Source organism: Streptomyces sp. NPDC007875, assembly GCF_042868035.1.
Taxonomy (GTDB): domain Bacteria; phylum Actinomycetota; class Actinomycetes; order Streptomycetales; family Streptomycetaceae; genus Streptomyces; species Streptomyces antimycoticus.
Genome location: NZ_JBIADZ010000011.1, coordinates 35,654 through 49,381 on the forward strand (window position 1 = coordinate 35,654; position 13,728 = coordinate 49,381).

7 protein-coding genes are annotated in these 13,728 nt (G+C 73.9%); 4 read left to right on the forward strand and 3 right to left on the reverse strand.

Annotation, left to right across the window (positions count from 1 at the left end):
* The first annotated feature begins 91 nt into the window (after window positions 1-91).
* Window positions 92-2,407, forward strand: a complete 2,316-nt coding sequence (locus ACFYOY_RS23370; RefSeq protein ID WP_351896775.1) for a DUF6049 family protein — start codon at window positions 92-94, stop codon at window positions 2,405-2,407.
* A 119-nt stretch (window positions 2,408-2,526) separates the two neighbouring features.
* Here ACFYOY_RS23370 and ACFYOY_RS23375 read toward each other — a convergent pair whose 3' ends face one another.
* Window positions 2,527-3,801 (reverse strand): nucleotide sugar dehydrogenase, encoded by a 1,275-nt coding sequence (locus ACFYOY_RS23375; protein WP_388589273.1) that lies wholly within the window; start codon window positions 3,799-3,801, stop codon window positions 2,527-2,529.
* A gap of 206 nt (window positions 3,802-4,007) precedes the next feature.
* Between ACFYOY_RS23375 and ACFYOY_RS23380 the strand changes: the two genes are divergently transcribed.
* Window positions 4,008-5,717 (forward strand): glycerol-3-phosphate dehydrogenase/oxidase, encoded by a 1,710-nt coding sequence (locus tag ACFYOY_RS23380; RefSeq protein WP_388589276.1) that lies wholly within the window; start codon window positions 4,008-4,010, stop codon window positions 5,715-5,717.
* Window positions 5,718-5,751: 34 nt separating this feature from the next.
* Here ACFYOY_RS23380 and ACFYOY_RS23385 read toward each other — a convergent pair whose 3' ends face one another.
* On the reverse strand, window positions 5,752-6,909 hold the full coding sequence (locus ACFYOY_RS23385) for a serine hydrolase domain-containing protein (protein WP_351896811.1): 1,158 nt from the start codon (window positions 6,907-6,909) through the stop codon (window positions 5,752-5,754).
* Between the two features lie 200 nt (window positions 6,910-7,109).
* Between ACFYOY_RS23385 and ACFYOY_RS23390 the strand changes: the two genes are divergently transcribed.
* Together ACFYOY_RS23390 and ACFYOY_RS23395 are read left to right on the forward strand one after the other, a co-directional pair.
* Window positions 7,110-9,149: a serine/threonine-protein kinase gene (locus ACFYOY_RS23390; RefSeq protein WP_388589279.1), complete on the forward strand. Its 2,040-nt coding sequence runs from the start codon at window positions 7,110-7,112 to the stop codon at window positions 9,147-9,149.
* A gap of 158 nt (window positions 9,150-9,307) precedes the next feature.
* Entirely contained in the window at window positions 9,308-12,109 is a 2,802-nt protein-coding gene (locus tag ACFYOY_RS23395) for a protein kinase (protein ID WP_351896820.1), read from the forward strand.
* On the opposite strand, the gene ACFYOY_RS23400 is transcribed toward ACFYOY_RS23395, so the two are convergent.
* Complete coding sequence (locus ACFYOY_RS23400; protein ID WP_351896827.1) at window positions 12,106-13,710, reverse strand: AMP-binding protein; 1,605 nt, start codon at window positions 13,708-13,710, stop codon at window positions 12,106-12,108. The two genes, ACFYOY_RS23395 and ACFYOY_RS23400, sit on opposite strands and share 4 nt — an antisense overlap.
* Between the last annotated feature and the right edge of the window lie 18 nt (window positions 13,711-13,728).

Below are 13,728 nucleotides of genomic sequence, written 5' to 3' on the forward strand. Positions count from 1 at the left end.
CGGCATCGTCCCCGGCGTGGTGGGCTGGTGACACCGCGTCGGTCCCGTGCGGCGTGGGCGGACGGCAGACACGGGCGTCGAGGTGGTGGTCGTGGGGCGCGGCGGGACGTACGGGCGGGCGGTCGTCGCGGCCGTCACCACGATCCTGGTCGCGATCACTTCCGTACCGGCGACGCCCACCGGGCCCCCCGAGGCCGTGGGCCCGGCGCCCGGCCACGGGACGTACGACGTCACCGCGGCGCAGGGCGCGTCGGGGTCATACGGCGCCACCACAGCTCGGAGCCCGTCGCGTTCGTACGGCGTCACCACGCCACACAGCCCCTCGCGGTCGTACGGCGCCACCACGCCACAGGACCCGTCGCGGTCGTACCCCGTGTCCGTCGAACTGGCCTCCCTGACCCCCGCGGTGATTCGCCAGGGCGGTGAGCTGAGGATCAGCGGGCGGGTCACCAATACCTCCGGGCGGCGTCTCGGCCCCGCGCATATCGGGGTGCGGATCGGCGCGTCCGGCGCGATCGATATCCGCGGCGGGCTCTCCGCCGTGGCCCGCCGCACGCCGCTGACCCGGGCCGACGGCCCCGAGGTGCCCGGCCGCACGGCCCGCCTCGCCGCGCTGCCGACCGGCGCCGAGCGCGGCTTCCGGCTCACCGTGCCCGTCCCCGACCTGGAGCTGGACGACGCCGGGGCGTACGCGCTCACCGTGAACGTCGTCCGCGAGGGCGGCGCCGGCGCCGGGACCGTGCTCGGGCTGACCCGTACCCATCTGTCCGCGTACCCCGACGCCACGCGGCTGGAGCCGCTGCGCACCACCGTGCTGTGGCCGGTCCTCGACGCCCCGCGGATGGAGGCGCTGACCCTGCGCACCCAGGACAGTGTGCTGCCGGTCTTCCGCGACGACGAGCTGACCACCGCCTTCGGGCCGGGCGGCCGGTTGCGGCGGCTGGTCGAGATGGGCAAGGGGCAGCCGGTCACCTGGGTTCTCGATCCGGATCTGATCGTCCAGGCGCGGGCTATGGCGGCCGGCTACCGGGTGGCCCGTACGCCCGGCGACAGTGATCCGCAGGAGGCCACCGAGGGGGAGGGCGGCGAGGCGGCCGCGGACTGGCTGGCCGCGCTCCGTGCGGCGGTCCGGGGCCGGGAGGTGATCGCGCTGCCGTACGCGGACCCGGATCTGGCCTCGCTCGCCCGCGGCGGCGGCGCCCCGCTCGCCGGGCTGCTGCGCCGGGCCTCCCGCACCGGCCGGAGCGTGGTGGACCGGGCGCTGGGCGTCCACGCGCGCACCGGGGTGGGCTGGCCCGCGGGCGGTGAGCTGGACGACGGGATCGCCCGGTACGCCGAGGAGCTCGGCCTGGACACGGTGCTCGCATCCGGCGCCGGGGTGGCCTCCGAGGGCGAGCTGGTCTCCGAAGGGGCCACCGACGACGGCGCCGTCTCGCTCGAGGGCGGAACGACCGCGCTGCGCTACGACGCGGCGATCGCCGCCCAGCTCTTCGCGAGCCACCCGGCCGCGGGCGCCGCCGGCGAGCCCGCCCGGCTGCTGCTGCGGCAGCGGCTGCTCGCCGAGACGCTGACGGCCGCACGGGAGCTGCCGTACGCCCGGCGCGAGCTGGTGATGGTGCCCCCGCGCCGGATGCCGCTCGCGGTCGCCCGGGTGCTGCTCACCGTGGTGGCCGAAGGCCGGAAGGCGGGGTGGCTGGAACCGGCCGGGTTCACGGCCGCGCTGCGCAAGCCCACGGCGGGGCGGCTGCGGGGCTTCGACGGCTATCCGCTCGCGCGGCACGCCTCCGAGCTGCCGCCCGCCCGGCTCGCGGCGGTGGTCCGGGACCGGCGGCGGATGCGCGACCTGGCCAAGGTGCTGTCGGACGCGCGGGCCACCGCCGCGTCCGTCCGGGCCGCGCTGGCCCGCTCCGTCGCGACCGCCTGGCGCGCCGACCCGTCGGGCGCGGCCTCGTACCAGCAAGGGGTGTCCCGCTATCTGACCGCCTCGATCGCGTCGGTGCGGCTGGTGCCGAAGTCCATGGTGGTGGTGGCCGGGGGCTCGGCGACCATCCCGGTCACCGTCGACAACGGGCTGCAGCAGGACCTCACCGGGGTGGAGCTGCGGGTCCTCTCCAGCCGCCCCGAGCGGCTGGACGCCCGGGACCGCGCGATGCCGGTCCGGGCGTCACGGGCGGTGAGCCGTACGGTGCGGATTCGGGTGAAGGCGTACGCGAACGGCCCGGTGCGGCTGACCGCCCAGCTCTACACCACCGCCGACGGACTGCCCTGGGGCGCGCCGATGACGTTCACGGCGGATGTGCGGTCGGTGCCGTCGGGCGCGGTGATCTTCGTGCTGGGTGGGACGGCGCTGATCGTGCTGGCGGCCGCGTTCCGGCCGCGACGTGCGAGGCGTGCGCGGCGGCCATGACACCCGGGGCACGCGCGGCGGCGATGACACCCGGGGCACGCGCGGCGGCGATGACACCCGGGGCACGCGCGGCGGCGATGACACCCGGGGCGCGGGACCGGTGGGGGTCGGAGTGGGCCTCAGAGCCGGTGCGCCGTCCCCGCCGGTCCCGCACCCCGGGTGTCCAGCAGCAGCTGGGCCTTCACCGCGAGTCCCTGCAGGTCGTACGTGCGGTGGGGCTGCAGCAGGACGGTCAGGTCGGCGTCGGCCGCCGCCTCGTACACCGAGTCGGCGCGCTGAACCTCGCGCCCCAGCACGCGCCACCGCGCCACGTACGGGTCGTGGTAGCTGAGCCGGGCGCCCAGCTCGATCAGCCGGGAGGCGATCTCCCGGGCGGGTGAGCCCTCCGCGTCGGCGACGTCGGCCTTGTAGCCGACGCCCAGCAGCAGGACGTGCGCGCCGCGAGCCGACTTTCCGTACTCGTTGAGCAGGGCCGTGCAGCGGCGGGTGACATAGCCCGGCATCCGCCCGTTGACCTGCTGCGCGAGCTCCACCATGCGCAGCGGCAGGCCGAGGCCGCGCTGCTGGTCGGCCATATGGCCGTGGTCGACCGGCACGCCATGGCCGCCGACGCCGGGGCCCGGGCGGAAGGACTGGAAGCCGAACGGCTTGGTCTCGGCGCAGCGGACCACGTCCCACACGTCGACGCCGAGGTCATGGCAGTACACCGCCATCTCGTTGACCAGGGCGATGTTGACGTGCCGGTAATTGGTCTCCAGGACCTTGACGGTCTCGGCCTCGCGGGTGCCGCGGGCCCGGACGACCTTCTCGGTGAAGCGGCCGTAGAAGGCGGCGGCCGCCTCGGTGCAGGCGGGGGTGAGGCCGCCGATGACCTTGGGGGTGTTGGCGGGGCCGTGGGCGCGGTTGCCCGGGTCGTGGCGGCAGGGGGAGTAGGCGAGGTGGAAATCGCGCCCGGCCCGCAGCCCGGATCCCTCCTCAAGGAGCGGACGGAGGAATTCCTCGGTGGTGCCGGGGTACACGGTCGATTCCAGCAGAACGGTGGTGTGCGGACGCAGCCGCGCCGCGAGCGTACGGGCCGCCTCGCCGACCGCCGACAGATCCAGTCTGCGGTCGTCCCCGAGCGGGGTCGGGGCGCAGATCACGGCGGTGCGGACGCGGCCGAGTTCGGCGGGGTCGGCGGTGATCCGGAAGCCCTGGGAGGCCATCCGGCGCAGCTCGGCGGCGGACAGCCGGCCCTCGCCGCCCGAGCCGGAGGGCAGCCGTCCGGACCGGAGGTCGGCGGCGGCGCGCGGATCGGGGTCGTAGCCGACGGTACGGACGCCGGCGGCGGTGGCGGCCTGGGCGAGAGGAATACCGAGATGACCGAGTCCGATGACGGCGAGATCTGCGGGCATGACGTCGTGTCGTCCTTCCCGGGACGATGTCGGATGGCGCAAACCCCCCACAGACAGACTAAGCGGAAATATGACTCGTATTCAGTATTGATGGGAGGTGTTGGCGCGGTGTCGTGGCGGTGGGCGAGGCAGCGGCATGGCACGGAGGAGCGAAAGCCAGGAAAATCGGCAGGGCGGCGTGACGTCGATCGCAACGGGAGGCAGCGGTGAAGACACCGGCACTGGGACCGGCCGAGCGCGGCGAGGCGCTGGCCCGGATGGCGGACCGTGAGCTCGATGTGCTGGTCGTGGGCGGCGGAGTGGTCGGCGCGGGCACCGCGCTGGACGCCGCCACGCGCGGCCTGGAGACCGCTCTGGTCGAGTCACGGGACTGGGCCTGCGGGACCTCCAGTCGGTCCAGCAAGCTGATCCACGGCGGACTGCGCTATCTGGAGATGCTCGACTTCGCACTGGTGCGCGAGGCGCTCAAGGAGCGCGGGCTGCTGCTGGAGCGGATCGCACCGCACCTGGTCAAACCGGTGCCGTTCCTGTATCCGCTGCGGCACCGGGCCTGGGAGCGGCTCTACGCGGGGTCGGGTGTCGCGCTCTACGACGCCATGTCGATCTCCTCCGGGCACGGCCGCGGACGACTGCCCACCCACCGCCATCTCTCCCGCCGGCGGGCGCTGCAGGTCGCACCCTGCCTCAAGAAGGACGCGCTGGTCGGGGCGCTGCAGTACTACGACGCCCAGATGGACGACGCGCGCTATGTCGCCACGCTCGCGCGCACCGCGGCGAAATACGGCGCGCAGGTGGCCAACCGCGCGCGGGTGGTCGGCTTCCTGCGGGAGGGCGAGCGCGTGGTCGGCGCCCGGGTGCACGACCTGGAGCAAGGGGGCGAGTTCGAGGTCCGCGCCCGGCAGGTGGTCAACGCCACCGGGGTGTGGACGGATGAGACGCAGGCGCTGATCGGGGAGCGCGGCCAGTTCCATGTCCGGGCCTCCAAGGGCATCCACCTGGTCGTTCCCAAGGACCGCATCCACTCCACGACCGGGCTGATCCTGCGCACCGAGAAGAGCGTGCTGTTCGTGATCCCCTGGGGCAGGCACTGGATCGTCGGCACCACGGACACCGACTGGGACCTGGACAAGGCCCATCCGGCCGCCTCCAGCGCCGATATCGACTATCTGCTGGAGCATGTCAACGAGGTCCTCGCGGTGCCGCTGACCCGCAACGACGTGGAGGGCGTCTACGCCGGGCTGCGCCCGCTGCTGGCCGGGGAGTCGGACGCCACCAGCAAGCTCTCGCGCGAGCACACGGTGGCCCATCCGGTCCCGGGCCTGGTGGTGGTCGCGGGCGGCAAATACACCACGTACCGGGTGATGGCCAAGGACGCCGTGGACGAGGCGGTGCACGGCCTCGACCGCCGGGTCGGGCCCTGTGTCACCGAGGAGATTCCGCTGGTCGGCGCCGTCGGCTACAAGGCGCTGTGGAACGCCCGGGAGCGGATCGGCCGGCAGGTCGGGCTGCATGTGGCGCGGATCGAGCATCTGCTCAACCGCTACGGCTCGGCGGTGCAGGAGGTGCTGGACCTGATCGCTGCCGACCCGTCGCTGGGGAAGCCGCTCACCGGGGCGGAGGACTATCTGCGCGCCGAGATCGTCTACGGCGTCTCGCACGAGGGGGCCCGCCATCTGGACGACGTCCTCACCCGCCGCACCCGCATCTCGATCGAGACCTTCGACCGCGGTACGCGCTGCGCCCGCGAGGCTGCCGAGCTGATGGCGCCCGTGCTGGGCTGGGGCGAGGACCAGACCGACCGGGAGGTCCAGCACTACGAGAAGCGGGTGGAGGCCGAGCGCGAGTCCCAGCGTCAGCCGGACGATCTGACGGCGGACGCGGCGAGACTGGGCGCGCCGGACATCATCCCGCTGTAGGAGGCGCGTGATCCCGCTGTGGGAGATCCGTGTCCTACCGGCGAGGGCAGAACTCGGCCTCGAGGAGAGACGTTTCGGCGGCCAGCCCGGAACCGGCCGTGCTGTTGAGCCGGTAGGCGAGGGTGTGGCGGCCCCCGGGGGTGGCCACGGCCAGTGCGTAGGAGCCGTTGATCTCGCCGTTGTGGCCCCACAGCGTCACCCCGCACGGCAGTCGCACCGGGAAAAGACCCATGCCGTACTGGCCGTCGGAGGCGGAGGTGTTCCGCATCTGCCGCAGCTCGGCCCGGGGCACGACCGTGCCGCGCAGCAGTCCGGAGAGGAGATGGCTCAGATCGTCGAGCGTGGAGACCAACTCGCCCGCGGCCCCCGCGTAGGAGGGGTTGAGGTCGGTGACATCGCGTCGGGCACCGTCGCCCCGGGTCCCGCTGTCGCGGGTGTACGCGCGGCCGTGCGGGGCCGGGAGGGTGGTGCGGGTGCCGGGGAAGGAGGTGCCGTGCAGGCGCAGGGGGCCGAGCACTTCGCGCCGGGCCTGGTCCGCGTAGGAGCGGCCGGTGACCCGCTGGACGACCATGCCCAGCAGGACGTAGTTGGTGTTGGAATAGTGCCATTTCGTTCCGGGCGCGAAGTACGGGCGGTGGATGAGGGCGGTCCGCACCAGGGAGGCGGGGGTGCGGGTGCGGTCGGCCGCGGCGGAGAGCCGACGCGCCAGTACCGGATCCGCGGTGTAGTCGAACAGCCCGCTGGTGTGGTTCAGAAGCTGGCGAATCGTGATGTTCCGGCCGTCGTTGCGGTGGCCGCGCACCAGCCCCGGAAGGTGCTCCTCCACCGGGTCGTCCAGGCCGAGCCGCCCCTGTGCGGCCAGCCGCAGGGCTACCGCCGCGATGACGGTCTTGGTGAGGCTGCCCGCTCGGAAGTGGTCGTTCCGGTGGATGCGGCGTCCGGTGCGGACGTCCGCGACCCCCGACGCGATGAACCGTGTGCCCCCGCCCTCCCGGCGGATGAGCACCGCCGCCCCCGGCGCATCGCCCTGCGCCGCCAGCCGGCGTACGGCGCTGCGCACGCCGCCGTCATGACCACCGCCCGCGCCCGCACTCGCCCGCGGGTCCGCGTCCCGGTCCGCTTCCGTGGCCGCCGTTCCGCAGCCGGACAGGGCGAGTCCGAGGGCGGCCGTGAGCGCCATGGCGGTCGGCATACGGCTCCGCCTGTGCCATCGTATGGCGGAGATGGGCATGACACGGACCTCCGTTTCCTGCGTACCTCCAGATGGTCGCAGGTACCGCGGCGGCCGCCACGCCGCGCCCCGGACCCCGGGCGGTTCCGGGTCCGCGGATGAGAGACAATGGACGCTCTCCCAGGGTGGGTTCAGGGTGGGTAGATTCGCAGAGGGGTCGCATGTCGGAGGCTGAGAAGACGCAGGGTTCGACTGGGCGCCTCCTCGCCGGGCGGTACCGGCTCGGGGAGATCCTCGGTCAGGGCGGCATGGGCACGGTCTGGCGTGCGAGTGACCAGACCCTCGGCCGTACGGTCGCGGTCAAGGAGCTGCGCTTCCCGTCCAGCGTGGAGGAGGACGAGAAGAGACGGCTCATCACCCGCACGCTGCGCGAGGCGAAGGCGATCGCCCGGATCCGCAGCAACGGCGCCGTCACCGTCTATGACGTGGTCGACGAGGACGACCGCCCGTGGATCGTCATGGAGCTCATCGAGGGGCGTTCGCTCGCCGATGTCGTCCGCGACGACGGCCCGCTGACCCCGCGGCGCGCCGCCGAGGTCGGGCTCGCCGTCCTCGACGTGCTGCGCGCCGCCCACCAGGCGGGCATCCTGCACCGCGACGTGAAGCCCTCCAACGTGCTGATCTCGGACGACGGCCGGGTCGTCCTCACCGACTTCGGCATCGCCCAGGTCGAGGGCGACCCGTCGGTGACCTCGACCGGCATGCTCGTCGGCGCGCCCTCCTACATCTCCCCGGAGCGGGCCCGCGGCCAGAAGCCGGGTCCGCCGGCCGACCTGTGGTCGCTGGGTGGGCTGCTGTACGCGGCGGTGGAGGGCGTGCCGCCGTACGACAAGAGCACGGCCATAGCGACATTGACCGCCGTGATGACCGAGCCGGTGGAGCCGCCGAAGAACGCGGGCCCGCTGGAGGAGGTCATCTACGGTCTGCTCACCAAGGACCCGGCCCGGCGGCTCGACGACGCCGGGGCGCGGGCGCTGCTGGAACACGCGGTGAGCGCCCCCGAGGAGACCAAGGTCCCGGCCGACGCGACCCGCACGATGAGCCTGCCGCCCGCCCCGTCGGCGGAGGACGAGGCCGCCGCCGAAAAGGCCAAGGAGTCGGTCGTCTCGGAGCGCAGGCGCGGTGCGCTGAAGTCCGTGCGCAACGCGGCGGCCGCGGCGGCCACGAAGAAGGCGGACAGCGGGAGCGCGGCGGAGCCGGCGGAGAAGTCCGGCGCGTCCGGAGCGACGAAGGCCGGGGCCGCGAAGTCCGGAGCGGCGAAGTCCGGAGCGGCGAAGTCCGGCGCGGCGAAGTCCGGCGCGGCGGCGAAGGTCGAGCCGGCCGCCGCGACGCCCGAGGGCGCGCCCGCCCCGAGGCCCGCCGCACCGCCGCGCGCCTCGATCACCGATGTGGTCCCGAGGCGCACGCTGATCATCATCGCGGTGGTCGTGGTGCTCGCCATCGTGGGCACCGTGCTCGCCATCGTCCTGAGCGACGGCGGGGACGGTGGCGACAAGGCCAAGGGCGCCTCCGGTGGCGACAAGTCCACTTCGGCCGGGGCCTCGGGCGGTGCCAAGGACGACCAGGGTGCCGACAAGGACGGTCAGTCGGAGGGCGAGTCGCCGAAGGCGGGGAACTCCGGCGGGAAGTCGGGTTCGCAGCCGGGCACGGACGCCTCCGAGAGCTCGGACGACAACTCGGGCAAGGGCCGTGGCGGAAGCGGCGACGACAGCGGTAAGGGCAAGGGCGGCGGCGGTGAGGGCGGCCTGCCCGGCGGCTACCAGACCGTGAAGTCCTCCGACTTCCCGTTCAGCATGGCCATGCCGGAGGGCTGGTCGGTCCACTCCGGGAGCTATGCCGGAAGCCGTAAGTACTACGGCGGGTCCAGCATTCCGCGTATTCAGATCGACTTCACCAACGCGCCGAGGTCGGACGCGGAGGCGGACTGGCGCAAGGGCGAGGACAACGCCCGGCGCACCATGGCCGGCTACAAGGGCCTCGGCATCAAGTCGATCGACTGGCGCGGCTATCCGACCGTCGCGGACTGGGAGTTCGAGCGGGATCAGGACGGCAAGCGGGTCCGGGTGCTCAACCGCGGCTTCAAGGCGGACGGCAGCCATGGCTTCGCCATACTGATCACCTGCGAGGCGAGCAAGTGGAACGACAAGGAGTGCACCACCCTCCGTCAGACCGCCTTCGACACCTTCAAGATTACGGACTGAACACTCCTGTCGGCGAAGCGTCGTTCGGGCACGTATCGTGAGAGGTCCTAGACTGTGCGCAGCCGCTGGAACCCGCCAAAAAATGACCACATTTGACGGTTTCACGCTGCGCTGATCGCTGATGAGGGCGGCGTTGATCGCGCGCTTGGGGAGGCGTCGTGGAGGAGTACGCGGGCCGGGTGCTGGCCGACCGCTATCGCCTGCCCCTTCCGCCCGCCGATGAGTACGAACTCATCGAGACCCGCGCCTTCGACACCTACAGCGGACAGGAAGTCCACCTCCGGCAGATACCGCTGCCGGAGGTGGTCGACGCCGAAGTCGTCGACGAGGACGCGCGGTGGGGCGGCGGCGGGACCTCGGGGCGGAACGGCACGTTCGCCGGTGCCGGGCGTACGGCCCGGGGCAGCGGTGATCCGGCCGTCCGGCGCGCCATCGCGGCGGCGACGTCTGCCGCGCAGATCCCCGACCATCCGCGGCTCGGCCAGGTCTTCCATGTCTTCGCGGAGGCCGGAAGCCTGTGGATCGTCAGCGAACTGGTCTCCGGCCGCCCGCTGGCCGCGCTGCTGGCGGAGGGCACGCTGTCCCCGCACCGCGCCGCCGAGGTCGCCAACGACATCCTTACGGCGCTGGGCGCCCTGCACGCCCATGGCTGGGTCCACCGCAACATCACCGCCCGTACGGTGCTGTTGTGCGACGACGGCCGCGCGATGCTCATGGGGTTGGCGGCGGGCGCGGCGGAAGAGGCGCTGTGCGGCTACGACCCCGTCCCGGCGCCCGCGTCCTCGCCGTCGACCGACGTCCCCGCCGTTGAGGAGCCCTGGCCGGATGAGGCCCCGGCCGCCTTGCCGCAGGGCCCGGCGGGCTCCGGCGATCAGCCGGACCGGCCCCAGGGCCAGGGCGGGCGAGCAGACGAAGGGCGCGCCGCCATCCCCGGGGCGCGTTCGGGAGAGGGCGGCGAGGCGGGGCCGCCCGGCGGCCCGCGCTACCGCGACCAGGGTGCCGCTGGAGGTTTCCTGCCCCCGGGCGGCCCTTACGGTGGCCATGAACCGGCGGGGGCCGGTTCCCGGCCCGACGCCGAGGGCCGGGAGCACGGCGGCCACGGCACGGAGACGGCCCTGCCCGAGCCACGGACGCCTTACGGCGACCACGGGGCGGCGGAGCCGCGTTCGGGGCCCGGCCCCAGCGGTCCGGTGTACCGGGATCAGGTGACGTTCGGTCCAGGGACCGGCGGGCCCAAGGCTCCCTACCGGGACCAAGGGGCCGCCGGCGGGCTGCCCGGACCGCGCCGGGCGGCGCAGTCGGGAAGCAGGGAGGGCGAACCGGGCGGCGCCGGTGCCGACGCGCCGAGCGCGGCCGCCCGGGCCGCGCGGGCCAGCGCCATCGCCGCCTACGCGGCGGGCGCGCGGGCCGCCGCGCGGGCCAACGTCGAGGCGGCCACCCGCTCCCCGCACGCCCCCGAGCCCTCCCCCGCAGCCGCGCCCGAGCCGGAGCCGGAGCCCGGCGGCGCCCGTTGGCCCGGTCAGCCGGACCGTGAGGAGAGCGCCCAGCCGGCCGCCTCCGAAGGCGGCGGCTCCTGGGACACCGGCGAAGCCGCCGTCGGCGGTCCCGCCACCGCGCTCGCCGCCGAACGGGCCCGCCAGGCCCGTATCGTCGTGGTCGGCGCCGTCACCGAGCGGTGGGCACCCGAGCAGGCCGGACCGGTCCATGAGAACTGGCGGCTGGCGCCCCCGGTCGGCCCCGCCGCCGATCTGTGGGCGCTCGGCGCGCTGCTGTTCCGCGCGGTGCAGGGCCATGCCCCGTACCCGGAGGAGAGCGCCGCCGAGCTGGTGCAGATGGTCTGCGGGGAGGCGCCCGCGTACGCGGAGGAATGTGGTCCGCTGCGCCCCGTCGTCGAGTCGCTGATGCGCCAGGATCCCACCGAGCGCCCGGACTTCGAGGAGCTGCGCGGCTGGCTGCGGTCGCTGATCCGGTCGGCGCCCGAGCCGGACGTCGGCAGCAGCACGGTCACCGTGCCGTCGCTCGGCACGGGCGGGGCGTCCGACCCCCGGCGGCTGCCGATCGTCCGCCGGCGGGGCTGGCTGGTGCGCAGGGGCCGGGGCCGCCGCCCGGCCGCGACGGCCGACGCGGCGGCCGGGCACGCCCGGCACCGGCGCGACAAGCGGGAGACTCGGGCGCCCCGGGAGACTCGGGCGACTCGGCCGCCCCGGGAGAAGACGGAGACCCGGGAGACCCGGCAGGCACCGGCGCCCGCCCAGCGCAAGCCGCGCAGGCTGGGGCGGATGCTGTTGCTGCTGATCTTCCTGGCGCTGGCGGCGGCGGTGCTCTACGCGATGATGTTCATGCCGCGCGCCAAGGACGACGACGGCCAGGGCCGTACGGGTTCCTCCGGTGCGCCGAGCGCGGCGCCGAACGACCCCGCGGGCGGCGACGGCGACGAGGGGGAGGCCGGAAAGCCGGCCGACCCCGGCGACCAGGAGCCGCAGTCCACCGACCCGGCCGGACTGGCCAAGGGCTTCGCGGTCCGCAAGGACCCCAAGGGCTTCAAGGTCGCCGTCCACGAGGACTGGACCCGCCGGGGCGAGAACGGCCGCGGCCAGATCCGCTACATCGGCGGCGACTTCGAGCTGGTGGTCGTGGCCGGACGGGACAAGATGTCCGAGTTCGGCGGCGACCCGATGGCGTATCAGCAGGACCGCGAGGCCGAACTGGCCGCCTTCCGCGGCTCCTCCTGGGCCTCGTCCTCGGGGCTGCGGCGGATCGACGTCGGCCGGACGGCGATGGCGGAGGGCTCGTTCAGCTGGCGCGACAGCAGCGGGCGGAACGTGTACGCGCGCAATCTCGCGATGCTGATCGACGGCCGCTACCACGTGGTCCTGGTCATCGGCCCGTCCGACGAGCGCAGCGCGGTCAACCGCTACTTCGAGCAGGCCACGGCCACGTACAGCACGACCAACGGCTAGGGCTCAGGCGTCGTCCCGGGCCTGGGCTTCCCCTGGGCTTCTTCGCGTGCAGCCTGGGCGCCGTGCTCCGCGAACCGCTCCCGCAGCCGGTACTTGAGCACCTTACGGAGCGTCTCATTGCGGGGCAGGGCGTCCACCACTTCGAGCCGCTCCGGCAGCTTGTGCACCGACAGCCCGGCCGCGCGCAGATACGACACCGCCCGGCCGAGCGTCAGCGCCTCCGCCCCCGCCGACTGCTCCACCACCGCGCAGACCAGCTCGCCCCGGGCCGGGTCGGGCAGGCCGATCACCGCCACATCACCCACGTCCGGGTGCTGGTACAGCAGCTGCTCGATCTCCTTGGCCGAGATGTTCTCGCCCTTACGGATGATGATGTCCTTGGCGCGGCCGGTCAGCACCAGATGGCCGCTCTCGGTGAGATGGCCGAGGTCGCCGGTAAGGAAGAAGCCGTCCGCGTCGAACGCCTTACGGGTCTCGGCGTCGTCCAGATAGCCGGCGCAGACCGCCTCGCCGCGCAGCCCCACCTGGCCGTCCACCACCCGGATCTCCATCTCCCGGGGCGGCCGGCCCTCGGTGGTGGCGAGGTTCTCGTCCGTGTCGTCCGGCGCGCCCATGGTGATCATGGGGACTTCGGTCATCCCATAGCCATGGGTGAGCGTGCAGCCCAGCTCCCGTACGACCTCGTAGTAGAGCTCGGGCGGTTTGGGCGCGCCGCCGCCCGCGAGGAGCCGCAGGGTGGGGATGAGCTTGCGCGAGGGGTCCTTGCGCTGTTCGGCCAGGAACATCGAGTAGAAGGCGGTGCTGCCGCCCGCGACCGTCACCCCGTGCCGCCGGTAGGCGGGCAGCGACTCCGGCAGGGAGAAGTGCTCGAGCAGCACGGCCGGGAAGCCGTACAGCAGCAGCATCACGGTGTAGTCCGGCCCGGCGACATGGGCGTACGGGAAGGCCATGGACCCCACGTCGTCCGTGCCGAGCCGCAGCGCGTGGGCGAGGCAGGCACCGGCGGCGATGAGGCTGCGGTCGGTGTGCAGCACGCCCTTGGGGTCGGAGGTGGTGCCCGAGGTCCAGTAGATCCAGCGGACGGCCCGCCCGTCGGTGGGCGGTGGCGGCAGCCGCAGGGCCTGGGGGTCGGCCACCGGCAGGGTGTCGTACGCCTCGAAGACCAGCGGCGGTTCGGGCAGTTCGGCGGCCAGGCGCCGGGCCATCGCGGTGTGGTCGAAGCCGCGCCAGCGGCCGGGGACGGCGAAGAACCGCGCCCCGGACTCGCGGAGCGCGAACCGCACCTCGCGGTCGCGGTAGTAGGGGATCAGCGGGGTCTGCACGGCGCCGAGGCGGGCGAGCGCCATGGTCAGCACGACCGTCTCGATCCGGGTGGGCAGCTGCCAGGCGACCCGGCTGCCGGGGCGTATCCCCATCCGGTACAGCCCGGCGGCGGTCCGCTCGGCGCGGGTGCGCAGGGCGCCGAAGGTCAGCCGCCGGTCATGGCGGGCGGCGGCGCCGGCCTGCAGCAGGGCGGGGGTGTCGGGGGTGAGCGCGGCACGGCGTTCGAGCAGTTCCCACAGCGTCGCCGAGCTGCCGAGCTCATGCGCGACGTCGGTCATCCCGGCCTCCCGTGGAAG

Coding starts and splice junctions, on each gene's coding strand:
- ACFYOY_RS23375 (WP_388589273.1), bottom strand. CDS start 3,801: ATGCCCGCAGATCTCGCCGTCATCGGACTCGGTCATCTCGGTATTCCT.
- ACFYOY_RS23385 (WP_351896811.1), bottom strand. CDS start 6,909: ATGCCGACCGCCATGGCGCTCACGGCCGCCCTCGGACTCGCCCTGTCC.
- ACFYOY_RS23390 (WP_388589279.1), top strand. CDS start 7,110: ATGTCGGAGGCTGAGAAGACGCAGGGTTCGACTGGGCGCCTCCTCGCC.
- ACFYOY_RS23400 (WP_351896827.1), bottom strand. CDS start 13,710: ATGACCGACGTCGCGCATGAGCTCGGCAGCTCGGCGACGCTGTGGGAA.